The 20,779-nt window shown below is 68.5% G+C and carries 20 protein-coding genes; 8 read left to right on the top strand and 12 right to left on the bottom strand.

Annotated features, from left to right (window positions below; genetic code table 11):
• Positions 1-11 precede the first annotated feature (11 nt).
• Positions 12-557: a DoxX family protein gene (locus ACQI46_RS06250; protein ID WP_427093099.1), complete on the bottom strand. Its 546-nt coding sequence runs from the start codon at positions 555-557 to the stop codon at positions 12-14.
• 141 nt (positions 558-698) lie between these two features.
• On the bottom strand, positions 699-2,135 hold the full coding sequence (glnA, locus tag ACQI46_RS06245) for a type I glutamate--ammonia ligase (protein WP_427093098.1): 1,437 nt from the start codon (positions 2,133-2,135) through the stop codon (positions 699-701).
• Between the two features lie 143 nt (positions 2,136-2,278).
• Between glnA and ACQI46_RS06240 the strand changes: the two genes are divergently transcribed.
• Positions 2,279-2,746: an RDD family protein gene (locus tag ACQI46_RS06240; protein WP_427093097.1), complete on the top strand. Its 468-nt coding sequence runs from the start codon at positions 2,279-2,281 to the stop codon at positions 2,744-2,746.
• 19 nt (positions 2,747-2,765) lie between these two features.
• Here ACQI46_RS06240 and ACQI46_RS06235 read toward each other — a convergent pair whose 3' ends face one another.
• Genes ACQI46_RS06235 through sucB form a run of 5 tightly spaced genes read right to left on the bottom strand, consistent with a single transcriptional unit; the run spans position 2,766 to position 7,923 of the window.
• The gene (locus tag ACQI46_RS06235; RefSeq protein WP_427093096.1) at positions 2,766-3,518 is read right to left on the bottom strand and encodes a DUF4191 domain-containing protein; all 753 of its coding nucleotides are present in this window, start codon (positions 3,516-3,518) and stop codon (positions 2,766-2,768) included.
• A gap of 4 nt (positions 3,519-3,522) precedes the next feature.
• Positions 3,523-4,485, bottom strand: a complete 963-nt coding sequence (gene lipA / locus ACQI46_RS06230; protein ID WP_427093095.1) for a lipoyl synthase — start codon at positions 4,483-4,485, stop codon at positions 3,523-3,525.
• Positions 4,482-5,177, bottom strand: coding sequence for a lipoyl(octanoyl) transferase LipB (gene lipB, locus ACQI46_RS06225; RefSeq protein WP_427093094.1), 696 nt, complete (start codon positions 5,175-5,177; stop codon positions 4,482-4,484). The genes lipA and lipB overlap by 4 nt, the downstream gene beginning before the upstream one ends.
• A 16-nt stretch (positions 5,178-5,193) precedes the next feature.
• Positions 5,194-6,105 (bottom strand): TIGR01777 family oxidoreductase, encoded by a 912-nt coding sequence (locus ACQI46_RS06220; RefSeq protein ID WP_427093093.1) that lies wholly within the window; start codon positions 6,103-6,105, stop codon positions 5,194-5,196.
• A gap of 12 nt (positions 6,106-6,117) precedes the next feature.
• Positions 6,118-7,923 carry a 2-oxoglutarate dehydrogenase, E2 component, dihydrolipoamide succinyltransferase gene (sucB, locus tag ACQI46_RS06215; RefSeq protein ID WP_427093092.1) on the bottom strand — a complete coding sequence of 602 codons (1,806 nt, stop codon included), beginning with the start codon at positions 7,921-7,923 and terminating at the stop codon, positions 6,118-6,120.
• 191 nt (positions 7,924-8,114) lie between these two features.
• Here sucB and ACQI46_RS06210 point away from each other — a divergent pair, with 191 nt between their 5' ends.
• Complete coding sequence (locus ACQI46_RS06210) at positions 8,115-8,468, top strand: oxidoreductase (RefSeq protein ID WP_427093091.1); 354 nt, start codon at positions 8,115-8,117, stop codon at positions 8,466-8,468.
• On the opposite strand, the gene ACQI46_RS06205 is transcribed toward ACQI46_RS06210, so the two are convergent.
• The gene (locus tag ACQI46_RS06205; protein WP_427093090.1) at positions 8,465-9,982 is read right to left on the bottom strand and encodes a leucyl aminopeptidase; all 1,518 of its coding nucleotides are present in this window, start codon (positions 9,980-9,982) and stop codon (positions 8,465-8,467) included. The genes ACQI46_RS06210 and ACQI46_RS06205 overlap by 4 nt on opposite strands.
• A 41-nt stretch (positions 9,983-10,023) precedes the next feature.
• Between ACQI46_RS06205 and gcvT the strand changes: the two genes are divergently transcribed.
• Positions 10,024-11,121, top strand: a complete 1,098-nt coding sequence (gene gcvT, locus ACQI46_RS06200; RefSeq protein WP_427093089.1) for a glycine cleavage system aminomethyltransferase GcvT — start codon at positions 10,024-10,026, stop codon at positions 11,119-11,121.
• Between the two features lie 53 nt (positions 11,122-11,174).
• The gene (locus ACQI46_RS06195) at positions 11,175-12,278 is read left to right on the top strand and encodes a branched-chain amino acid aminotransferase (protein ID WP_427093088.1); all 1,104 of its coding nucleotides are present in this window, start codon (positions 11,175-11,177) and stop codon (positions 12,276-12,278) included.
• Positions 12,279-12,379: 101 nt separating this feature from the next.
• Here ACQI46_RS06195 and cobT read toward each other — a convergent pair whose 3' ends face one another.
• On the bottom strand, positions 12,380-13,423 hold the full coding sequence (cobT, locus tag ACQI46_RS06190) for a nicotinate-nucleotide--dimethylbenzimidazole phosphoribosyltransferase (RefSeq protein WP_427093202.1): 1,044 nt from the start codon (positions 13,421-13,423) through the stop codon (positions 12,380-12,382).
• 8 nt (positions 13,424-13,431) lie between these two features.
• Positions 13,432-14,124, bottom strand: a complete 693-nt coding sequence (locus ACQI46_RS06185) for a DUF3043 domain-containing protein (protein ID WP_427093087.1) — start codon at positions 14,122-14,124, stop codon at positions 13,432-13,434.
• Between the two features lie 97 nt (positions 14,125-14,221).
• On the opposite strand from ACQI46_RS06185, the gene ACQI46_RS06180 reads away from it, so the two are divergent.
• The gene (locus ACQI46_RS06180) at positions 14,222-15,286 is read left to right on the top strand and encodes a glycerate kinase (protein WP_427093086.1); all 1,065 of its coding nucleotides are present in this window, start codon (positions 14,222-14,224) and stop codon (positions 15,284-15,286) included.
• 90 nt (positions 15,287-15,376) lie between these two features.
• A complete protein-coding gene (locus ACQI46_RS06175; RefSeq protein ID WP_427093085.1) occupies positions 15,377-15,736 on the top strand; it encodes a HesB/IscA family protein in 360 nt (119 codons plus the stop codon).
• A 24-nt stretch (positions 15,737-15,760) separates the two neighbouring features.
• On the opposite strand, the gene ACQI46_RS06170 is transcribed toward ACQI46_RS06175, so the two are convergent.
• Complete coding sequence (locus tag ACQI46_RS06170) at positions 15,761-16,432, bottom strand: hypothetical protein (protein ID WP_427093084.1); 672 nt, start codon at positions 16,430-16,432, stop codon at positions 15,761-15,763.
• A 241-nt stretch (positions 16,433-16,673) separates the two neighbouring features.
• Between ACQI46_RS06170 and ACQI46_RS06165 the strand changes: the two genes are divergently transcribed.
• On the top strand, positions 16,674-17,648 hold the full coding sequence (locus tag ACQI46_RS06165; protein ID WP_427093083.1) for a carbohydrate kinase family protein: 975 nt from the start codon (positions 16,674-16,676) through the stop codon (positions 17,646-17,648).
• On the opposite strand, the gene asnB is transcribed toward ACQI46_RS06165, so the two are convergent.
• Positions 17,645-19,582, bottom strand: coding sequence for an asparagine synthase (glutamine-hydrolyzing) (asnB, locus tag ACQI46_RS06160; RefSeq protein ID WP_427093082.1), 1,938 nt, complete (start codon positions 19,580-19,582; stop codon positions 17,645-17,647). The genes ACQI46_RS06165 and asnB overlap by 4 nt on opposite strands.
• Before the next feature lie 77 nt (positions 19,583-19,659).
• On the opposite strand from asnB, the gene ACQI46_RS06155 reads away from it, so the two are divergent.
• Positions 19,660-20,775: a cytochrome c oxidase subunit II gene (locus ACQI46_RS06155; RefSeq protein WP_427093201.1), complete on the top strand. Its 1,116-nt coding sequence runs from the start codon at positions 19,660-19,662 to the stop codon at positions 20,773-20,775.
• The last annotated feature ends 4 nt before the right edge of the window (positions 20,776-20,779 follow it).

Raw genomic sequence — 20,779 nt, 5'->3', positions numbered from 1 at the left:
CGCCGGTGTGGCTAGTACCGCGGCCTGCGGAACCGGCTCAACAATCCGCCGCGACGCACGGGCTGCTGCACAGGTGTCGCGGTGACCGGGGGAGCGGCGGTCCCGGTGACGACGCGGTTGCGCCGCACCTGCGAACCGCCGGCCACCTGCCGTCGCCCGTCGATCGACCATGCGCCGGCGCCGAGTGTGGCCAGGAGCAGGAAGCCGAAGCAGAAGAGGATGACGACCTCTCCGCGGTTCTCGCTCGGCCAGAAGCTGGCGGGCTCGCCGCCGAAGATCGCCCAGTGCTTCCAGAAGTACGCTACCGCCATCTGACCGGCGGCGATGAAGGCAGCGATACGGGTGAAGAACCCGACGGTGATCAGCAGTCCGGTGACCACCTCGATCAGGCCCGCCCACCACGCCGGCCAAGAGCCGACGGGAACGGCTTCGCCGAGCGGCCAGCCGAACAGTTTCATGGTGCCGTGCAGAGTGAACAGCAGACCGAACATGATGCGGAAAATGCTCAGCATCGGTGACGAGTATGCGGCGAGGCGCGCATCGAATCCCTGAACCATAGGGCGACGCTACTCGCCTGGACCGCCCAATATGTGCCGAGCAGACGCGAAAGCCCCCAAAATCCGGGGATTCTGGGGGCCTCAGCGTCTGCTCGCGCAGAAAGGGTTACGCCGACTTAGACGTCGCGTCGGCGAGCCGACTTAGACGTCGTAGTACAGCGAGAACTCGTAGGGGTGAGGACGGATCTGGATCGGCATGATCTCGTTCTCCCGCTTGTAGGAGATCCAGGTCTCGATCAGATCCTCGGTGAAAACGCCACCCTCGGTGAGGTATTCGTGATCCTCTTCGAGCTTGTCGATCACCGCGGCCAACGAGGTCGGCGCCTGCGGGATGTTGGCGGCTTCCTCGGGCGGCAACTCGTAGAGGTCCTTGTCGACCGGGGCCAGCGGCTCGATCTTCTTCTTGATGCCGTCGATGCCGGCCATCAGCATGGCCGCGAACGCCAGGTACGGGTTGCCCGAGCTGTCGGGGCAGCGGAACTCGAGGCGCTTGGCCTTCGGGTTGTTGCCCGTGATCGGGATACGCACGCACGCCGAGCGGTTGCGCTGGCTGTACACCAGGTTGATCGGCGCCTCGTAGCCCGGCACCAGACGCTTGTAGGAGTTCACCGTCGGATTGGTGAACGCCAGCAGCGACGGCGCGTGGTGCAGGATGCCGCCGATGTAGTGGCGGGCCAGATCGGACAGTCCGGCGTAGCCCGACTCGTCGTGGAACAGCGGCTTGCCGTCTTTCCACAGCGACTGGTGGGCGTGCATGCCCGAACCGTTGTCACCGAACAGCGGCTTGGGCATGAAGGTGACGGTCTTGCCGGCCTTCCAGGCGGTGTTCTTGATGATGTACTTGAACAGCAGCACGTCGTCCGCGGCGTGCAGCATGGTGTTGAACTTGTAGTTGATCTCGGCCTGGCCGGCGGTACCCACCTCGTGGTGACCACGCTCGAGAATGAAGCCGGCATTGGTCAAGTTGGTGGCCATCTCGTCGCGCAGGTCGACGTAATGGTCATACGGCGCGACCGGGAAGTAGCCGCCCTTGGGGCGGACCTTGTAGCCGCGGTTGGGGCTGCCGTCGGCCTCGAGCGGCTCGCCGGTGTTCCACCAGCCCGACTCGGAGTCCACCTCGTAGAAGGTGCCGTTGATCCGCGAGTCGAAGGTCACCGAGTCGAAGATGTAGAACTCGGCCTCGGCGCCGAAGTACGCGGTGTCGGCGATCCCGGTGCTGGCCAGGTAGTTCTCCGCCTTGCGGGCGACGTTGCGCGGGTCACGCGAGTACGCCTCCCGGGTGAACGGATCGTGGACGAAGAAGTTCATGTTCAGCGTCTTGGCGTGCCGGAACGGGTCGATACGCGCGGTCGCCGGATCGGGCAGCAGCATCATGTCCGACTCATGGATGGACTGGAATCCGCGCACCGACGAACCGTCGAATGCGAGGCCGTCCTCGAACACGCTCTCATCGAACGCCGACGCGGGGATCGAGAAGTGCTGGACGACGCCAGGCAGATCGCAGAAGCGAATGTCGACGTACTCGACGCTCTCGTCCCGGATCAGCTTGATGATGTCGTCGGCGGTCTGTTCTGCCACTGATTGCTCTCCTTTGACTTGGTAGCCCGCCGGTGACGGTATGGACATGATGTTGCACGGCAGTCAAGCCCATGTTGCGTAGACGTTACGCGTACGGCCTCACACCCGGCGGTGTGCTCCCGCGCTGCACCTATCCTGACTGCATGCCCAGCACATCCGGTTCCGGTTTCCGATCTTGGCTGTCGGGTCCGGACGCTTCGGGACCCGGACAGTATCCCGGCGAGCGGCTCGGGTTGCCTGCCGAGGGGTCCGGTTCCATCGCGCGGTTCGGTCGCCGCATCGCCGCGCTGCTGGTGGACTGGGTGGTATCGCTCGGCTTGGCGGCGCTTGTCACGACGCTCGGCCTGTCCGCCTCAGCGACACTGCAGACCACTCAGTTGGTCGTCTGGATCATCCTCGGCATCGTGTCCGTGCGACTGTTCGGCTTCACACCAGGGCAGATCGCACTGGGTTTGAAAGTTGTCTCCGTCGACAACCGCGACTTCGTCGGACTCGGACGCGCCATTGCCCGAATGCTGTTGATCACCCTGGTCATCCCGGCGCTGTTCACAGACTCTGACCTGCGCGGCCTGCACGACCTCGCGACCAAGACCGCCGTCGTCCGACGTTAGGTCTGGTGCACACCGACGATCAGCGACGCCGCACGGTGCGCTGCACGCCACGCATCTTCGCGTTGGCCGGCAGCGGCCCCTTCGGCATGGCGGCAGGCCCGACCTTCGTGCCGAGCGCCGCCAGACGCGACTCCAGGGCGTCCATCTGCTTGACGGTGATGTTGGCCGGCAGCTTGTTCAGATGCCGCTCCAGCTTGGACAGCGGAACCTCGCCGTCGCCGTTACCGATGATGATGCTGTAGATCGGGGCGTCGCCGACCAGCCGCGCGGTGCGCTTCTTCTCCTGCGCGAGCAGTGGCTTGAGCCGGGTGGCGGAGCCCTCGGCGACGAAGATCACGCCCGGCCGCCCGATGACCCGGTGCACGGCATCGAAATGTCCGGTCGCGGCGACCCCGGGGGTGACGCGCCACTTGCCGCGCAGGTTGTCCAACGCCCACGCCGCGGCACCGGTCTGCCCTTCGGCCTTGCGGTACACCGACTTCTGCGCGCGCCGGCCGAAGATGATGAACGCCACCAGCGCGCCCAGCACGATGCCCAGCGGGATCAGCATGAACATCGTGAAACCGCCGGCGTAGAGGCCTGCGGCCACCGAGGCGCCGACGATCGCGACGAACGCGATGATCATGTACGGCAGGAGGCGCTTGTCCTCTTTCCGTTGGATCTGGAACGCCTGCCACAGCTGACTACGCCGCTGTTTGGACGCCGCCTTGCGGGCGGCCTTCGCCTCGGCCTTGGCCGCCTTGGCCTCAGCCGGGTTACGCCTCTTCGCCATTGCTTCAGGATACTTGCGTGGATGTCGCCGGCCGAGCCGCTCCGGTCGGCCGCGACGCGACCGTCTGCGCGTACAGCTTTCCGGCGCGATACGAGGAACGAACCAGCGGGCCGGCGAGCACTCCGGCGAAACCGAGAGAGGTCGCGTAGTCCTGATGCTCGACGAATTCGTCGGGATGCACCCACCGTTCGACGGGGTGGTGGCGCGGTGACGGACGCAGGTACTGGGTGATGGTCACGATGTCGCAGCCGGCGTCGTACAGATCGCGCAGCGCCGAGCGGACTTCCTCGGGCGTCTCGCCCATACCGAGGATCAGGTTGCTCTTGGTGACGAGCCCGTCGTCGCGCGCCATCGTCAGCACCGACAGGCTGCGCTCGTACCGGAACGCCGGCCGGATCCGTTTGAAGATGCGCGGCACCGTCTCGACGTTGTGCGCCAACACTTCCGGACGCGACGCGAAGACTTCGCCGAGCTGCGCGGGATCGGCGTTGAAGTCCGGGATCAGCAGCTCCACACCGGTGTTCGGGTTCAGCGCCTTGATCTGGCGGACCGTCTCGGCGTACAGCCAGGCGCCGCCGTCGGGCAGGTCGTCGCGGGCCACCCCGGTGACAGTCGAGTACCGCAGACCCATCGCCTGCACGCTCTCGGCCACGCGCCGGGGCTCGTCGCGGTCCAGTTCGGCGGGCTTGCCGGTGTCGATCTGGCAGAAGTCGCAGCGGCGTGTGCACTGCTCGCCGCCGATGAGGAAGGTGGCCTCGCGGTCCTCCCAGCACTCGAAGATGTTCGGGCAGCCGGCTTCCTCGCACACGGTGTGCAGACCCTCGCGGCGCACCAGGCCTTTGAGCTCTTTGTATTCCGGGCCCATCTTGGCGCGGGTCTTGATCCACGGTGGCTTGCGCTCGATGGGCGTCTGGGCGTTGCGCACTTCCAGACGCAGCAGCTTGCGGCCGTCAGGAGCGATAGTCACTGGGCCGAGTCTACGCGCGCCGACGTGACGGCACCGATGGTGATGCGGCCGTCCAGAGCGTCGAGCACCGCCTCGCCGACCCGGTCGGTGACTTCGGCGACGGTGACGCGACGGCCCAGTTCCGCGCTCAGGGACGTCACCCCCGCGTCGGAGATGCCGCACGGCACGATCGAACCGAATGCCGCCAGGTCGCAATCGCAATTGAGGGCGAAGCCGTGCAGGGTGATCGCCCGCGCCACCCGAATGCCGATCGCGGCGATCTTGCGCGGCCGCGCCGAAGTGTTCGCCACCCAGACACCCGAGCGTCCCTCGACCCGCCCCGTCGGCACCCCGAGTTCGGTGCACACGGTGATCAGCGCCTCCTCCAGGCGCCGCACGAAGTCGACCACGTCGAGCGGCTCGGCGAGCCCGATGATCGGATAGCCGACCAGCTGTCCCGGACCGTGCCAGGTGATCTTGCCGCCCCGGTCGGTCTCCACCACGGGAGTGCCGTCCACCGGACGTTCCTCGGGCAGCGTGCGCCTTCCGGCGGTGTAGACCGGCGGATGCTCGAGCAGCAACAAGGTGTCCGGCCCGCCCGCGGCGCGGGCTGCGGCCACGTCGCGCTGAACGTCCCACGCCGCGAGGTAGTCGATGGTGCCCAGGCGGCGCACCTGCACCGCCGCGGAGGCAGAGCGAACCGAGGAGGCCATGAGCCCGACGCTACCCTCAGTCCCGGGTCGGGGCGGTGGCGAACGCCAACGCTTCACCGATGGTGTTGTGGCGGAACGAGAATCCGGCCCTCTCGAGGGCTACCGGGATGGCACGTTGCCCGCTGAGCACCCCTTCGTCGGCGAACTCGCCCAACAGTGTTCGCAGCGCGAATCCCGGTACCACCAGAGCGGTCGGACGGTTCACGGCGCGCCCGAGCGCGGTGGTGAACTCGGCGTTGGTGACCGGTGCCGGTCCGGTGAAGTTGACCGGCCCGGACAGGTCGTCGTGGTCGATCGCGAACATCAGCGCACGCGCCTGGTCCGCGAGGCTGATCCACGACATGTATTGGCGGCCGTTGCCCAGACGGGCGCCCAGCCCCAGCGAGAACAGCGGTTTGATCCGGCCCAGCATGCCGCCCGACGGCGCCATCACCAACCCGGTCCGCGCCAGGACCACCCGCAGGCCCTGCGCCGATGCGGTGGCGGTCGCGGCCTCCCAGTCGACGGTCAACCGCGCCAGGAAACCGTCGCCGGGACCGGCGGTCTCGTCGACCGGGGTGCTGCCCGTGTCCCCGTAGAAACCGACCGCGCTGGCGTTCACCAGAACGGGCACACCGGCGTCGACGACGGCGCGGGAGAGCACCTCGGTGGGGCCGATGCGGCTGTCCCGCAGGCTCTGCTTGAACGCCCCCGACCACCGCTTCTGGCCGACGTTGACACCGCACAGGTTGACCACCGCGTCGACCCCGCGCAGTGCTTCTGCGTCGAACTCGCCGGTGTCGGGATTCCAGAACACCTCGTCAGCGTTCGTCGGCGCCCGACGGACCAGGCGCAGCACCCGGCGATCGGTGGCGCGCAGCGCATAGACCAGCGCCGTGCCGATCAGACCCGACGATCCCGCGACCGCGATTACCGAATCCGATGGCATCGACACTGGCGCCTACAGTCCCAGGTCGGCCTCGAAGGCGCCTTCCTCGAGCCGTCGTTTGATCGTGGTGAGGAACCGCCCGGCATCCGCGCCGTCGATCAACCGATGGTCATAGGTCAGCGGCAGATAACACACCGAGCGGATACCGATCGACTCGTTGCCGAACTCGTCGACGATCACCCGCGGACGCTTCACGATCGCGCCGGTGCCCAGCATCGCCGCCTGCGGCGGCACCAGGATCGGCGTGTCGAACAGCGCGCCCTGGCTGCCGATGTTGGTGATCGTGAACGTGCCACCGGCGAGCTCGTCGGGCTTGAGGTTGCCCGAACGGGCCCGCGCCGCGATGTCGGAGATGGCGCGCGCAAGCCCGCCCAGCGACAGGTCGCCGGCGTTGTGGATCACCGGTGACAAGAGGCCCTGCTCGGTGTCGACTGCGATGCCGAGATGCTCGGCGTCGTAGTAGGTGATCTCCTTGCTGTCCTCGTTGTAGCTCGCGTTGACGTTCGGGTGGATCTTCAACGCATCGATGACGGCGCGCGCGATGAACGGCAGGTACGTCAGATTGACGCCCTCCCGTTCGGCGAACTGCGTCTTGGCCTGGGCGCGCAGCGCCACGATCTTGGTCATGTCGACCTCGTGGGTCTGCGTCAACTGCGCTGTGGCCTGCAGAGATTCACGCGTCTTCTTGGCCGTGATCTGGCGGATGCGGTTGGCCTTCTGGGTGGTGCCCCGCAAGTGGGCCAGTGCGCCCTGGGGTGCCGGCGCGGTGGTGGCCGCCTTCGCCGGGGCCTCGGCTGCCGGCTTGTCCGCCGGAGCCTTGCCGGCGTCCTTCTTGGCGTCCGCCGCGGCGAGCACGTCCTGTTTGCGGATGCGTCCGCCGACACCGGTGCCCTTGACCGAGGACAGATCGACGTCGTGCTCGGCGGCCAGTTTGCGCACCAGCGGGGTGACGTACGGACCGGAGTCGCCCGACGATTCCGCTGCCGGTTTGGGCTCCGACTTCGGCTCGGCCTTGGGCTCGGGCTTGGATTCCGACTTCGGCTCCGGTTTGGCTTCCTCGGACGGCTTGGCCGACGGAGTGGTCTGCTGCTCGGGCTCGGGCTCGGGCTCTGGTTCCGGCTCGGGCTCCGGCTCGGGTTCCGGTTCACTGTCGCCGGACTCGTCATCGGGTTCCCCGATCTTGGCCAGCTCGCCGCCCACCTCGACCGTGTCGTCCTCCTCGGCGGTGATCGACAGCAGCGTTCCGGCGACCGGCGACGGGATCTCGGTGTCGACCTTGTCGGTGGACACCTCGACCAAGGGCTCGTCGACCTCGACGGTGTCGCCCACGCTCTTGAGCCAACGCGTCACCGTGCCCTCGGTGACGGACTCACCCAACTCCGGCATCAGAACCGGCGTCGAGGACCCCGATCCGCCTCCCGATGATTTCGACGACTTCGCCGGTTCGGGTTCGGGCTCGGACTCTTCGGCGGGCTCGTCTTCCGGTTCGTCGGCGGCAGGCTCCTCGGCGCTGTCCTCTTCGTCGGAGTCTTCGTCAGCATCGCCGGAGTCCGAACCGCTGTCGTCGCCGTCATCGTCACCGGCGTCGCCGATGACTGCCAGCTCGCCGCCGACCTCCACGGTGTCGTCTTCCTGCGCGACGATCTTTTTCAGCACACCCGAGGCGGGAGACGGAATCTCGGTGTCGACCTTGTCGGTCGACACCTCCAGTAATGGCTCATCCTCCTCGACGGTGTCACCCTCTTGCTTGAGCCAGCGGGTGACGGTCCCCTCGGTGACGCTCTCCCCGAGTGCGGGCATCTGAACGGAGATGGCCATGTGTTGTGGCTCCCTTGCACGGTCAGTCGCAGTAGTCGAAGTCTCGCGTACCCATCCTGTCACGTCTGGCTACACGTTTCGCCATGGACATGGGTTCGCGTCGCTCTGGCACTATCGAAATCGGCGGGTCGCCGTCGGCGAGCCGACAGTCGGGGCTGGGTCGGCCGAGCCGACAGAAGGGAGCGCCCACGGTGGGACTGTTCGACAAGCTCCGCGGCCGGCGCCGCTCTCAGGCCGCCAAAGGGTCCGACCCTGCCGCCGACCTGCGCTATCTGCAGCGCTGGGTCGCCGAGCACACCGGCGTCGAGGCGTTCGTCGAGCCGAAAACCACCGTCACCGACGTGACCGTCGTGCTGGTCGCCGCCGACGGGGAGTGGACTCGGCGACGTGCCGGGGGAGACGCCGGAGCCCGCCGGCTGTCCAAGCAGCTCAAGATCCCCGTCTACGACGTGCAGAAGGTCGGTTACCCGCAGCGGATGCGCGACTACGACGCGCGCCGGCGCATCGAACGCAAACGCGCCGCCCGCGAAGAACTGGACCGTTAGCCGTTGACCGAGATGTCCTCCAGGACCGCGAACAACGTCCGCGTCGGCACCCCGGTGCCACCCTTGGGGTTGTAGCCCCACGGCCCGCTCGAGTTGTACGCCGGGCCGGCGATGTCGATGTGCGCCCACTGCACGTTCTCTGCGACGAACTCGCGCAGGTACGTCCCGGCGACCAACATGCCCGCGAACCGGGAGCCGCTGACGTTGGCCAGGTCGGCCACCGTCGACTTGAGGTCGTCCTTCAATTCTTCGGGCAGCGGCATGGCCCACGCGTTCTCGCCGACGGACTGCGAGATGGTCGCGACGCGGTCGCGGAACTCCTCGCTGCCCATCACCCCGGGCGTGCGCGCGCCCAACGCGACAGTCTGTGCGCCGGTCAACGTCGAGGTCTCGATCAGGTAATCCGGATTGTCCTCGCACGCCCGCACGATCGCGTCCGCCAGGATCAGCCGGCCTTCGGCGTCGGTGTTGAGCACCTCCACGGTGATCCCGCCGTACTGCGTCAGCACGTCGCCGGGCCGCTGCGCGGTCGACGACGGCATGTTCTCGGCCATCGGCACCGTGGCGATGACGTTGACCGGCAACTGTTGGCGGGCGGCCAGCACCACCGTGGCCACGACCGCCGCCGCACCACCCATGTCGGAGGTCATGTGGTGCATGTTGGCGGCCGGCTTGATCGAGATGCCGCCGGTGTCGAACGTGATGCCTTTGCCGACCAGTGCGACGGTCTTGGCGTCCGGCCCCGAGCCGCCGCGGTGCACGAGCCGCACCAGTCGCGGCGGCCGCGAAGAGCCCTTACCGACGCCGATGATCCCGCCGAAGCCCTGCTCGGCCAGCGTGGCGTCGTCGAGAACCTCGACCTCCATCCCGGCGGCTTCACCCAAAGCCTTTGCGCGGCGGGCGAACTCGTCGGGATACAGGTGGCTGGGCGGGGTGTTGACGAAGTCGCGGGCCGTGGCCACCGCGCCGGCGATCGCCGCGGCGCGCGCGGCCTCGGCTTCGGCGTCCTCGCTCTGGGTCAGGGCGACGATCTTGGCGACCCCGGCTTCCTTCGGGGCGGTCTTGTCGGAGCGGAACGCGGTGAACCGGTAGGAACCCAGCACCAGACCCTCGATCGCGGCCGACAGGTCCAGCGCCGACAACGAAGTGAAAACCGACTCGACCCCGGACAGCGCCCGCGCGGCGACACCGGCGGCGCGGCGGATCGTCTCGGCGGGCACATCGTCGCGCTGCTTGCCCAGCCCGACGGCCAGCACGCTGTCGACCGGCAGGCCCGGCACGACCACTCGAGTCACCTGCTCGGCGCCGCCCTTGGCGCCCAGCGCCGCGAGCGCGTTCTCGATCTCGGTGATGCGGTCGCCGGCGAGGAACCCGGCGTCGAGGACAGTGGCGCGGGAGTCGTCGTCACCTGCACTGACGACCGGCACGATCAGGACCGAGGACGCCACCGGCTGCTCAGGCAACGCGGCGGCAACGGTGACGGACGGGGACTGGTAACCGACTTCAGTGCTCACGGACAACCACCCTATCCACTGGCCTACTAGTGTGGTTCGCCGTGAGCGACAACCTGTTGGCCGGACCGCTGGAGGATCGACATCGGGAGCACGGCGCCAGCTTCGCCGAGTTCGGCGGCTGGCTGATGCCGGTGTCCTACGCCGGCACCGTCGCCGAACACACCGCCACCCGCACCTCCGTCGGCCTGTTCGACGTCAGCCACCTGGGCAAGGCGCTGGTGAAAGGTCCCGGCGCCGTCGACTTCGTCAACTCGGCGTTCACCAACGACCTGCGCCGTATCGGCCCCGGCAAAGCGCAGTACACGCTCTGCTGCACCGAACAGGGCGGCGTGATCGACGACCTGATCGCGTACTACGTCGCCGACGACGAGATCTTCCTGGTCCCCAACGCCGCGAACACCGCGGCCGTGGTCGCCGCGCTGCAGGAGCACGCGCCCGCGGAGATCACCGTCACCGACGAACACCGCTCGCGCGCGGTGCTGGCCGTGCAAGGCCCTCGCTCGGCCGACGTCGTCGGTGCGTTGGGGCTGCCCACCGACATGGACTACATGGGCTACGCCGACGCGACCTTCGACGGCGTCGACGTGCGCGTGTGCCGGACGGGTTACACCGGCGAGCACGGCTACGAACTGCTGCCCTCCTGGGACGACGCCGCCGTCGTGTTCGACGCCCTCGTCGACCGCGTCAAGGCCGCCGACGGCGAACTGGCCGGCCTCGGTGCGCGGGACACGCTGCGCACCGAGATGGGCTATCCCCTGCACGGCCACGAGTTGTCGTTGGACATCTCGCCGGTGCAGGCCCGCTGCGGGTGGGCGGTGGGCTGGAAGAAAGACGCGTTCTGGGGCCGCGACGCCCTGCTCGCCGAGAAAGAAGCCGGACCGCGACGCACGTTGCGTGGGCTGCGCGCGGTGGGCCGCGGCGTCCTGCGCGCCGGACTCGACGTCCTCGACGGGGAAAGCCGCGTCGGCGTCACGACATCCGGAACCTTCTCGCCCACACTGAAAGTCGGCATCGCGCTGGCTCTGATCGACACCGACGCCGACATCGCCGACGGTGCCACGCTCGCCGTCGACGTGCGCGGCCGCCGCGTCGAGTGCGAAGTGGTCAAGCCGCCGTTCGTGGACACCAAGACCCGCTGAGCTGTGCGGTCGGGGCCGGAAATTCGCTGGCCGCCGAGATATACAATCGCCGCATGACTGACGCCCTCGAATTCACCGTCGATCGCACCGCGAACCCGGCGAGTGACGAGGTGCGCGCGCAGATCCTGGCCGACCCCGGCTTCGGCAAGTACTACACCGACCACATGGTGTCGATCGACTACACCGCCGGAAAGGGTTGGCACGACGCGCGGGTGCTCCCGTACGGGCCCATCCAGCTCGACCCCTCGGCGATCGTGCTGCACTACGCGCAGGAAGTCTTCGAAGGCCTGAAGGCCTACCGCTGGGCGGACGGATCGGTGGTGTCGTTCCGCCCGGAGGCCAACGCCGCACGGCTGCGTGCCTCAGCGCGCCGCATCGCCATTCCCGAACTGCCCGAAGAGCTGTTCATCGAATCGTTGCGGCAGCTGATCGCCGTCGACGAGGCGTGGGTGCCACCCGCCGGTGGCGAGGAATCGCTGTATCTGCGGCCGTTCATCTTCGCCACCGAACCCGGACTCGGTGTGCGCCCGGCCAACCAGTACCGCTATCTGGTCATCGGGTCGCCGGCCGGCGCCTACTTCCCGCGCGGCATCAAGCCCGTCAGCGTGTGGCTGTCCCACGAGTATGTGCGCGCCTCGCCCGGCGGCACCGGTGCGGCGAAATTCGGCGGCAACTACGCGGCCTCGCTGCAGGCGCAGGCCCAGGCCGCCGAGCAGGGCTGCGACCAGGTGGTGTGGCTCGACGCGCTGGAACGGCGCTACGTCGAGGAAATGGGCGGCATGAACCTGTTCTTCGTGTTCGGCAGCGGAGGCAGCGCGCGGCTGGTCACCCCCGAACTCTCCGGGTCGCTGCTGCCCGGTATCACGCGGGATTCGTTGCTGCAGTTGGCCACCGATGCCGGATTCGCGGTCGAAGAGCGCAAGATCGACGTCGACGAGTGGCAGAAGAAGGCCGCCGCGGGGGAGATCACCGAGGTGTTCGCGTGCGGCACCGCCGCCGTCATCACCCCGGTGTCGCACGTCAAGCACAGCGACGGCGAATTCACCATCGCCGACGGCGAACCCGGCGAGATCACCATGGCCCTGCGCGACACCCTCACCGGAATCCAGCGCGGCACCTTCGCCGATACGCACGGCTGGATGGCCAAGCTCAGCTGACCGCCGGGCACAGCGCGGCGACCGTCGTGGTCACCTCGACCGCGGCGCCCGGCGCGTCACCGTCGCGAACGCCAACGCGCCTGTGACCGAACGGATCACGATCAGCCTCCGCTGATCCCGGCTTCCTCGAAGGTCGCCATCGATGCCAGCGTGGCCACCGCGGCGCGCAGCACCGGCAACGCCACCAGAGCACCGGAGCCCTCGCCGAGACGCATGTCGAGCTCGACCAGCGGTTCGAGGCCGAGGTGCCGCAGTGCCACCGAGTGCGCCGGCTCGGTCGAGCGGTGCCCGGCCTGCCACCATGCCCGCGCACCGGGCGCCAAACCGTCGGCGGCCAGCGCGGCCGCTGTCACCACAACTCCATCGAGCAACAGCGGCGTCTTGCGCAGCGCGGCCTGCGCGCAGAACCCCGCGATCGCTGCCAGATCGGCGCCGCCGCAGATCCGCAGCAGCGCAACGGGATCGGCGGACAGTCCGCGAGTGCGGTACAGCGCGTCGCGGATCGCCGCGGTCTTGCGGGCCCAGCCGGCGTCGTCGATGCCGGTGCCGCGGCCCACCACGGCCACGGGTTCGGTGTCGGTGACCGCGGCGACCAGCGTGGTCGCCGGTGTGGTGTTGCCGATCCCCATGTCGCCGGCGATCAGTAGGTCGGCACCCGAGTCGACCTCCTCGTCGGCGATACGCCGGCCCGCCTCGATGGCCTCGACGACCTCGTCGGGGGTCAACGCGTCTTCGACCGCGATGTTGCCGCTCGAACGCCGGATCCGGTGCGACCCGATCGCCGGGGACAGCGCCTGGTCGGTGTCCACGGCGATGTCGGCGACGCGGACCGTGGCGTCGGCGACCGCCGCCAGAGCGTTCACCGCGGCCCCGCCGCTGTCGATGTTGGCCACCATCGCCGCCGTCACCTCGGGCGGATAGGCCGACACGCCGGACGAAGCCACGCCATGGTCGCCGGCGAACACCACCACCCGGGCGCGCTCGAATTGTCGTGGCGGACAGACCCCTTGGCAGGATGCGACCCAGGCCGACAGCTCCTCGAGCCGACCGAGTGCGTGGGCCGGCTTGGTCAGTCGACCCTGGCGCTCCCGCGCGGCCGCCGCGGCCTGCGGGTCAGGTGCGGCGACCTCGGGGAAATAGGACACCGACGCCGTCACACGACGCGCGTGCCGCGCTCGACCGCCGGCCGCGGCGCGCGCATCCGGCGCAGCTGAGAGGCGCGGCTGGCGGCGTAGAACCCGAGTTTCCAACCTGTTTCGGTGTTGTTGGGGAACTTCTCGTCCACCATGCGGTTGACCTTGCGGCCCAGGATGAAGCCGTCGATCACCATGATGACCACCAGCACCAGCATCGCCGGCGACAGCAGCTGCTGGACCTCCACCGACGGCACCGCCAGCATGACGAAGATCAGGAACAGTGCCGACGGCATGAACAGACCCAGCAGATTGCGGCGACTGTCGACCACGTCGCGCACGTAGCGGCGCACCGGACCCTTGTCCCGCGGCAGCAGGTAGGCCTCGTCGCCGGACATCATCCGGTCGCGGCGCTCGTTCATCTCGAGGCGACGCTCCGCGCGCACCGCCTTCTTCTCCTCACGCGACAGCTTCGGGCCGCGCATCTCCTTGCGCCGCTTACGGGCCTCGGCCGTGGTCATCGGTGCCGGAGCCACCGGCCTGCGGGTGCGCGCAGCCTCGTTGCGCTTCGGCGTCGGTCGGCCCTTGGGGGCGGTGGTCGTCCGACCGGAGCGCGGGTTCTGCGGCGCGGCCTGCGCGCCCTCGTCGGCACCGGAGGACGAGTCGTCCCCGGGGTCGCCGGCGTCGTCGTTCTTGCGGCCCAGGAGTTTCACGCCTGCCAGGTTACTGTCCGCAACGGGTGCTCCGAACCCCGGCCGGTGGCCGTCACGTCGGCGTGCGACGGCTGTGATCAGGTCATAGTCTGCCCGGATGAGCCGCTCTGTGCTGATCGCGCCGGACTCCTTCGGCGACAGCCTCACCGCGGTGGCGGCGGCCCGCGCGATCGCCGCGGGCTGGGCGTCGTCGCGTCCCGATGACCGCCTCACCCTGGCGCCGCAGTCCGACGGCGGACCGGGCTTCGTCGACGTCCTGGCCACGCGGCTCGGCGAGGTGCGGACGTCGACCGTGCGGGGCCCGCTGGACTCCGACGTCACGGCCCGGTGGGTGCTCGACGGCGACCAGGCGCCGGTCACCGCCTACCTGGAATGCGCGCAGGCCTGCGGTCTCGCGCTGCTGGACGGACCCCCCACGGTGCGCACCGCGCTCGACGCGCACAGCATCGGCGTCGGGCAACTGATCGCCGACGCGCTCACCGCCGGCGCCACTCGCATCGTGGTCGGTCTGGGCGGCAGCTGCTGCACCGACGGTGGCCGCGGCATGGTCGACGCGCTGGGCGGACTGACCGCCGCACGCGACCGGCTGGCCGGGGTGGAGTTGATCGCCGCCAGTGATGTTGAACACCCTCTCCTCGGACCGATGGGTGCCGCAGCCGTGTTCGGCCCGCAGAAAGGGGCCGACCCCGACACGGTCGACGTCCTGGAGGGCCGGTTGGCCCACTGGGCCGCCGAATTGGACGCCGTCGCCGGCAGGGCCGTCAGCGGGGAAGCCGGCGCCGGTGCGGCCGGCGGCATCGGCGCCGCGCTGCTCGCCCTCGGCGCCCGGCGCGAGTCCGGGGCCGCCGTGATCGCTGCGCACACCGGCCTGGACCAGGACATCGCCGCCGCCGACCTGGTCCTCACCGGAGAAGGCCGGTGCGACGACCAGTCGCTGCACGGCAAGGTCGTCAGCGCGCTGGCTGCGGCCGCCCGCACACGCGGGTTGCCGGTCATCGTGCTCGCCGGTCAGGTCACCCTCGAACCGGCCGCCGCCGACGCTGCCGGGATCACCGCCGCATACTCGCTGGCCGAACGCGCGGGATCGGTCCAGCGGGCCATCGACGAGGCCTCCGACCAGCTGCGCGCGCTGGCCGCCGAGGTCGCGACAGGCTGGAGATAGATGGGGAATACGGTCGCGAGCGGGTACGGTTGACGATGTGGAGCCACGGGTAGGAGGGGCTCCGCCCACGTACATCACACAGGAGATTCGATGACTGTTCAGGACGAGTCGGCAGTGCAGGCACAACACGGCGTGATCCTGACGGACGCCGCTGCTGCCAAGGCGAAGGCGCTGCTCGACCAGGAGGGCCGCGACGACCTCGCGCTGCGGATCGCCGTCCAGCCCGGCGGCTGCGCCGGACTGCGCTACAACCTCTTCTTCGACGACCGGGAGCTCGATGGCGACCTGACCGTCGAATTCGGTGGCGTCAACCTGACCGTCGACCGGATGAGCGCCCCCTACGTGCAGGGCGCCTCCATCGACTTCGTCGACACCATCGAGAAGCAGGGGTTCACCATCGACAACCCCAACGCCACCGGCTCCTGCGCCTGCGGCGACTCCTTCAACTGATCCGCCCGCGGCGGCCGGTCGGTATCAGTACTGGCCGGCCGTGCGCGGCAGGTACGAACACACCAGCACCTGGTCGTCCATCGACAACACCTGCGCGACGGCCTGCTCGTCGGCTTCCTTCGGCTGATTGCGCGACGACGACGTCTTCGGCGTGACCCGGATGGTGAACAACACCTGAGCCTGCGTCGGCGACGACCGCACCATCTTGTCGATCGACGTCACCTGCGCGCTGCTGTACTGCTTGCGGAACGCATCGCTGGACAAGCTGGCCAGCGCCAGATCCGATCGCTTCTCCTTCACCGCATCGAACAGCCCGCACAACGTGTGGCGGGCCACCGCCTCGGCGTCACCGTTGTTCAGAGCGTCCACGTAGTCCTGGATCGCGGCCTGCGCGGCCGCCTCCGTCAACGGCCCACCCGCCGCCTCGTCTGCGTCGTCACCGGACACCGCCACCGCGATCGCCCCGCCCGCCAAAGCGACGACGGCCAGCGCCACCACCCCGCCGATCACCCACTTGCGTCGCCGCGGCGGATACGGGACCGGGGGCGGCAGCGCCCCCGGATAACCCCCATCGAAACCGCCTGAGTAGCCGCCCGAGAAACTCCCCGGATACGGCTGTGCGCCGTACTGCGGTTGCGGATAGTTCTGCGGGCCTGCTGGTCCAGCGCCGTATGGGGGCGGGTACGGACCAGTCATACATGTTCTCCCGAGGGTTCGCTGGATACGGCACGGCAGCGTGCAAATACTGCGCTGCGATTCATACGCAGGTTAGCGCAACTCCGGTCGGAGGCTTCGGGTCCGCGACCGAGGTGACGGGGTGAGACGAGCCGCCGGCCCGAGACGACACTATGGTGAACGGGATTCGTCCACGCGGTTCGTCGAGCCGGTGACAACAGACACAACGGGGCGGGACTCACGACATGAAGGGTGCGACTGCGTGACCATAGCGGTGACCGGATCGATTGCAACTGACCATCTGATGCGCTTCCCGGGGAAGTTCTCCGAGCAGCTGCTCGCCGACCACCTGCAGAAGGTGTCCCTGAGCTTCCTCGTCGATGACCTGGTTCTGCACCGCGGCGGTGTCGCCGGCAACATGGCCTACGCGATGGGCATCCTCGGCGGCAACCCCACGCTGGTCGGGGCCGTCGGCAAGGACTTCGACGAGTACCGCGACTGGCTGACCTCCCACGGCGTCAACTGTGATCACGTGCTGGTCTCCGACAGTGCCTACACCGCCCGTTTCGTGTGCACCACCGACGTGGACATGGCCCAGATCGCGTCCTTCTATCCCGGCGCGATGTCCGAGGCCCGCAACATCAAGCTCGCCGACATCGTGGAGCGCGGCGGCGCACCGGATCTGGTGATCATCGGCGCCAACGATCCCGACGCGATGTTCGGACACACCGAGGAGTGCCGCGCGCTGGGCCTGGCGTTCGCCGCCGACCCCAGCCAGCAGCTGGCCCGCCTCTCAGGTGAGGAGATCCGGCGGCTCATCGACGGCGCCACCTACCTGTTCACCAACGACTACGAGTGGGACCTGCTCCTGCAGAAGTCCGGTTGGTCGGAGGCCGAGGTGATGAGCCAGATCCAGCTGCGGGTCACGACGCTGGGGGAGAAGGGCGTCGACCTCGTCGGCCGCGACGGCACCTTCATCCATGTCGACGTGGTTCCCGAGACCCACAAAGAGGACCCCACCGGCATCGGCGACGCGTTCCGCGCCGGCTTCCTGACCGGCCGCGACGCCGGCCTGTCCCTGGAGCGGGCCGCCCAGCTGGCGTCCCTGGTGGCCACACTGGTCCTCGAGGCCCCCGGCCCGCAGGAATGGTCGTGGGACAAGGACTCCGCGATGCAACGGCTCACCGCCGCCTACGGCGAGCAGGCCGGCCAGGAGATCGCCCAAGCGCTCGCTTAGAGCTGCACCGGGTAGTGCGGCTCCTGGATCGTCGGCGTCACCGTCTCGTCGACGAAGATCGCGTACCACAGCATGAAGATCAGCACCGTCCACAGGCGGCGGCTGTGATCGGTGGTGCCGTTGCGGTGCTCGTCGAGCATTGACCGGACCGCCGCAAGGTCGACGTAGTCGCCCGCGCCGGAGGACGCCACCGTGGCATACGCCCAGTCCAGGAGTTCCCCGGCACGCAGCCAATGCCGGATCGGCACCGGGAACCCCAGCTTGGGCCGGTTCAGCACATGGGCCGGCACGATCGGTTCCAGCGCCCGACGCAGCGCGTACTTCGTGGTCGACCGGGTGATCTTCTGGTCGTGGGGCAGGCGCGACGCGACCGCGAACACCTCCGGATCCAGGAACGGCACCCGCAGCTCCAGTGAGTTGGCCATCGTCATCTTGTCGGCCTTGACCAGGATGTCGCCGCGCAGCCACGTGAAAAGGTCGATGTGCTGCATCCGCGCCACCGGATCCCAACCCTCCGAGCGTGCATACACCGGTGCGGTGACGTCGGTGTGCACCCATTCCGGCCGGAACCGGGGCAACACCGCGCGCAGCTGCGCGTCGGAGAAGCTGCGCGCGTTGCCGTAGTAGCGCTCCTCGAGCGTCAACGAGCCGCGGTGCAGCAGACTCTTGCCGCGCATCCCCTCCGGCAGTGGTGCGGCCACCCTGCCCACCGACTTGCGCAGTCCGCGGGGAAGGTAGTCGAACGGCTTGAGCGACAACGGTTCCCGATAGATCGTGTAGCCGCCGAACAGCTCGTCGGCGCCCTCGCCGGAGAGCACCACCTTGACGTGTTTGCGCGCTTCGCGGGCGATGAAGAAGAGCGGGACCAGCGCGGGGTCGGCGACCGGCTCGTCGAGGTACCAGACGATCTCCGGGAGCGCTTCGACGAACTCGGCCTGGCTGACCACCTTGGTGACGTGGCGGGCGCCGATCGCCTCGGCCGAGGCCACCGCGACGTCGACCTCGGAGAAACCCTCGCGCTCGAAGCCGGTGGTGAACGTGATCAGCCGCGGATTGTGCCGCATGGCCAGCGCCGCGATCGCGGTCGAGTCGATACCTCCGGACAGGAACGCCCCGACCGTCACATCGGCGCGCATGTGCTTGGCCACCGAGTCCTCCAGGACCGCGGTGATCTCGTCGTAGCGCTCCTGCTGCGCAGAACCCGACGCCGGGAACGGGACCGCGTCGAACGTGGGATGGAAGTAGCGGGTGATCTGCGGCGCTTGCCCCGGACGGATCCGCGCATAGCTGCCCGACTCCAGGCGGCGGACCCCGCGGTGCAGCGTCTCGGGTTCAGGGACGTACTGCAGCACCGTGTAGTGCTGCACCGCCCGGTCGTCCAGCGTCAGGTCGATGCCCAACGGTCCGGCGACCTCCAGCAGGCATTTCTTCTCGCTGCCGACGACCGTGCCCGCAGCGCTGGTGGCGAGATACAGCGGCTTGATGCCGAACGGGTCGCGTGCGCACAGCAGCTCCTGCTCGACGCTGTCCCACAGCGCGAACGCGAACATGCCGCGCAGCCGGGTCAGGGCGTCGGTGCCCCAGTGGTGGTAGGCGGCCAGGATGGTCTCCCCGTCGCCGTCGGTGTGGAAGCGGGCGCCGAACTCCGCGCGCAGGGTGTCGCGCAACTCCAGGTAGTTGTAGATCTCGCCGTTGAACACCAGCGCATAGCGTTGCGGCGCCTCCGGCGGCCCCCAGCGCAGCGGCTGATGACTGTGCGCGATGTCGATGATCGACAGCCGGTTGAAGCCCAGCACCACACGGTCGTCGTTCCAGGTGCCGGGTTCGTCGGGGCCACGGTGACGCATCAACGCGGTGGCCCCGGAGACGGTCTCGACGACGTCCGAAGACACCTCAGTTGCAGGGTCGGTCACCAGCGCCAGCAGTCCGCACACCGCGCCAGTATGCCTAATCGGTGCGGCCGTTCCGGCCCGCCACGGCGGTCGAGTGACGGTCGCTTGGGTTCGCTGGAATCGGGTGGTCTACGCTGCGTAGTATTCAGTGCAACCGTCGACCGCACGGCGGTCCAACGAACTTGGTAGGAGGCGCCAACGTGTCCGCTCGCGGCCTTAAGTTGGTGGCATTGTCCCTGCTCCTGGGAGGGACGGCGGTCCTGCTCAGCGGATGCAGTTGGTCAGACGTTCTCGGTTTGGGATGGCCCAAGGGCATCACTCCCGAAGCGCACGCGAACCGGGAGCTGTGGATCGGCTCGTTGATCGCCGCGCTCGTCGTCGGGGCCATCGTCTACATCCTGCTGTTCTGGACCAGCCTGTTCCACCGCAAGAAGAAGGGCGACACCGAACTGCCCCGTCAGTTCGGCTACAACATGCCCCTGGAACTGGCGCTGACCGTGACGCCGTTCCTGATCATCTCGGTGCTCTTCTACTTCACCGTGGTGGTGCAGGAGAAGATGCTGCACAAGGACCCCAACCCCGAGGTCGTGGTGGACGTCACCGCGTTCCAGTGGAACTGGAAGTTCGGCTACCAGTCGGTGAACTTCGCCGACGGCACGCTGACCTATGACGGCGTCGACAACGAGCGCAAGGAAGCGGTGGCCTCCAAGCCCAGCGGCGTGGACAGCCACGGCAAGGAGCGCGTCGGCGCCATCGCCGGACTGGACCCCCAGGACCGCAGCTACCTGAACTTCGACAAGGTCGAGACCCTCGGCTCGTCGAACGAGATCCCGGTCCTGGTCCTGCCCAAGGGCAAGCGGATCGAGTTCCAGATCGCCTCGGCCGACGTCATCCACGCGTTCTGGGTGCCGGAGTTCCTGTTCAAGCGCGACGTGAACCCGAACCCCGAGCAGAACAACTCGGACAACAAGTTCCAGGTCAGCGAGATCACCGAGACCGGCGCGTTCGTCGGGCGCTGCGCCGAGATGTGCGGCACCTACCACGCGATGATGAACTTCGAGGTCCGGGTCGTCGAGCCCAACGACTTCAAGGCCTATCTCGACCAGCGCATCGCCGGCCGCTCCAACGCCGAGGCGCTGGAAGCGATCAACCAGTCCCCGGTGGCAGTCACCACGCGCCCGTTCGACACGCGGCGCGGCGAGGGTGCCCCTGAGATTGCCCAGGCGAACAGGTAGGACA

This window comes from Mycobacterium sp. SMC-4 (assembly GCF_050205565.1).
Lineage (GTDB): Bacteria > Actinomycetota > Actinomycetes > Mycobacteriales > Mycobacteriaceae > Mycobacterium.
The sequence above is the reverse complement of the archived record's forward strand: the minus strand, read 5'-3'. Positions and strand labels throughout refer to the sequence as shown.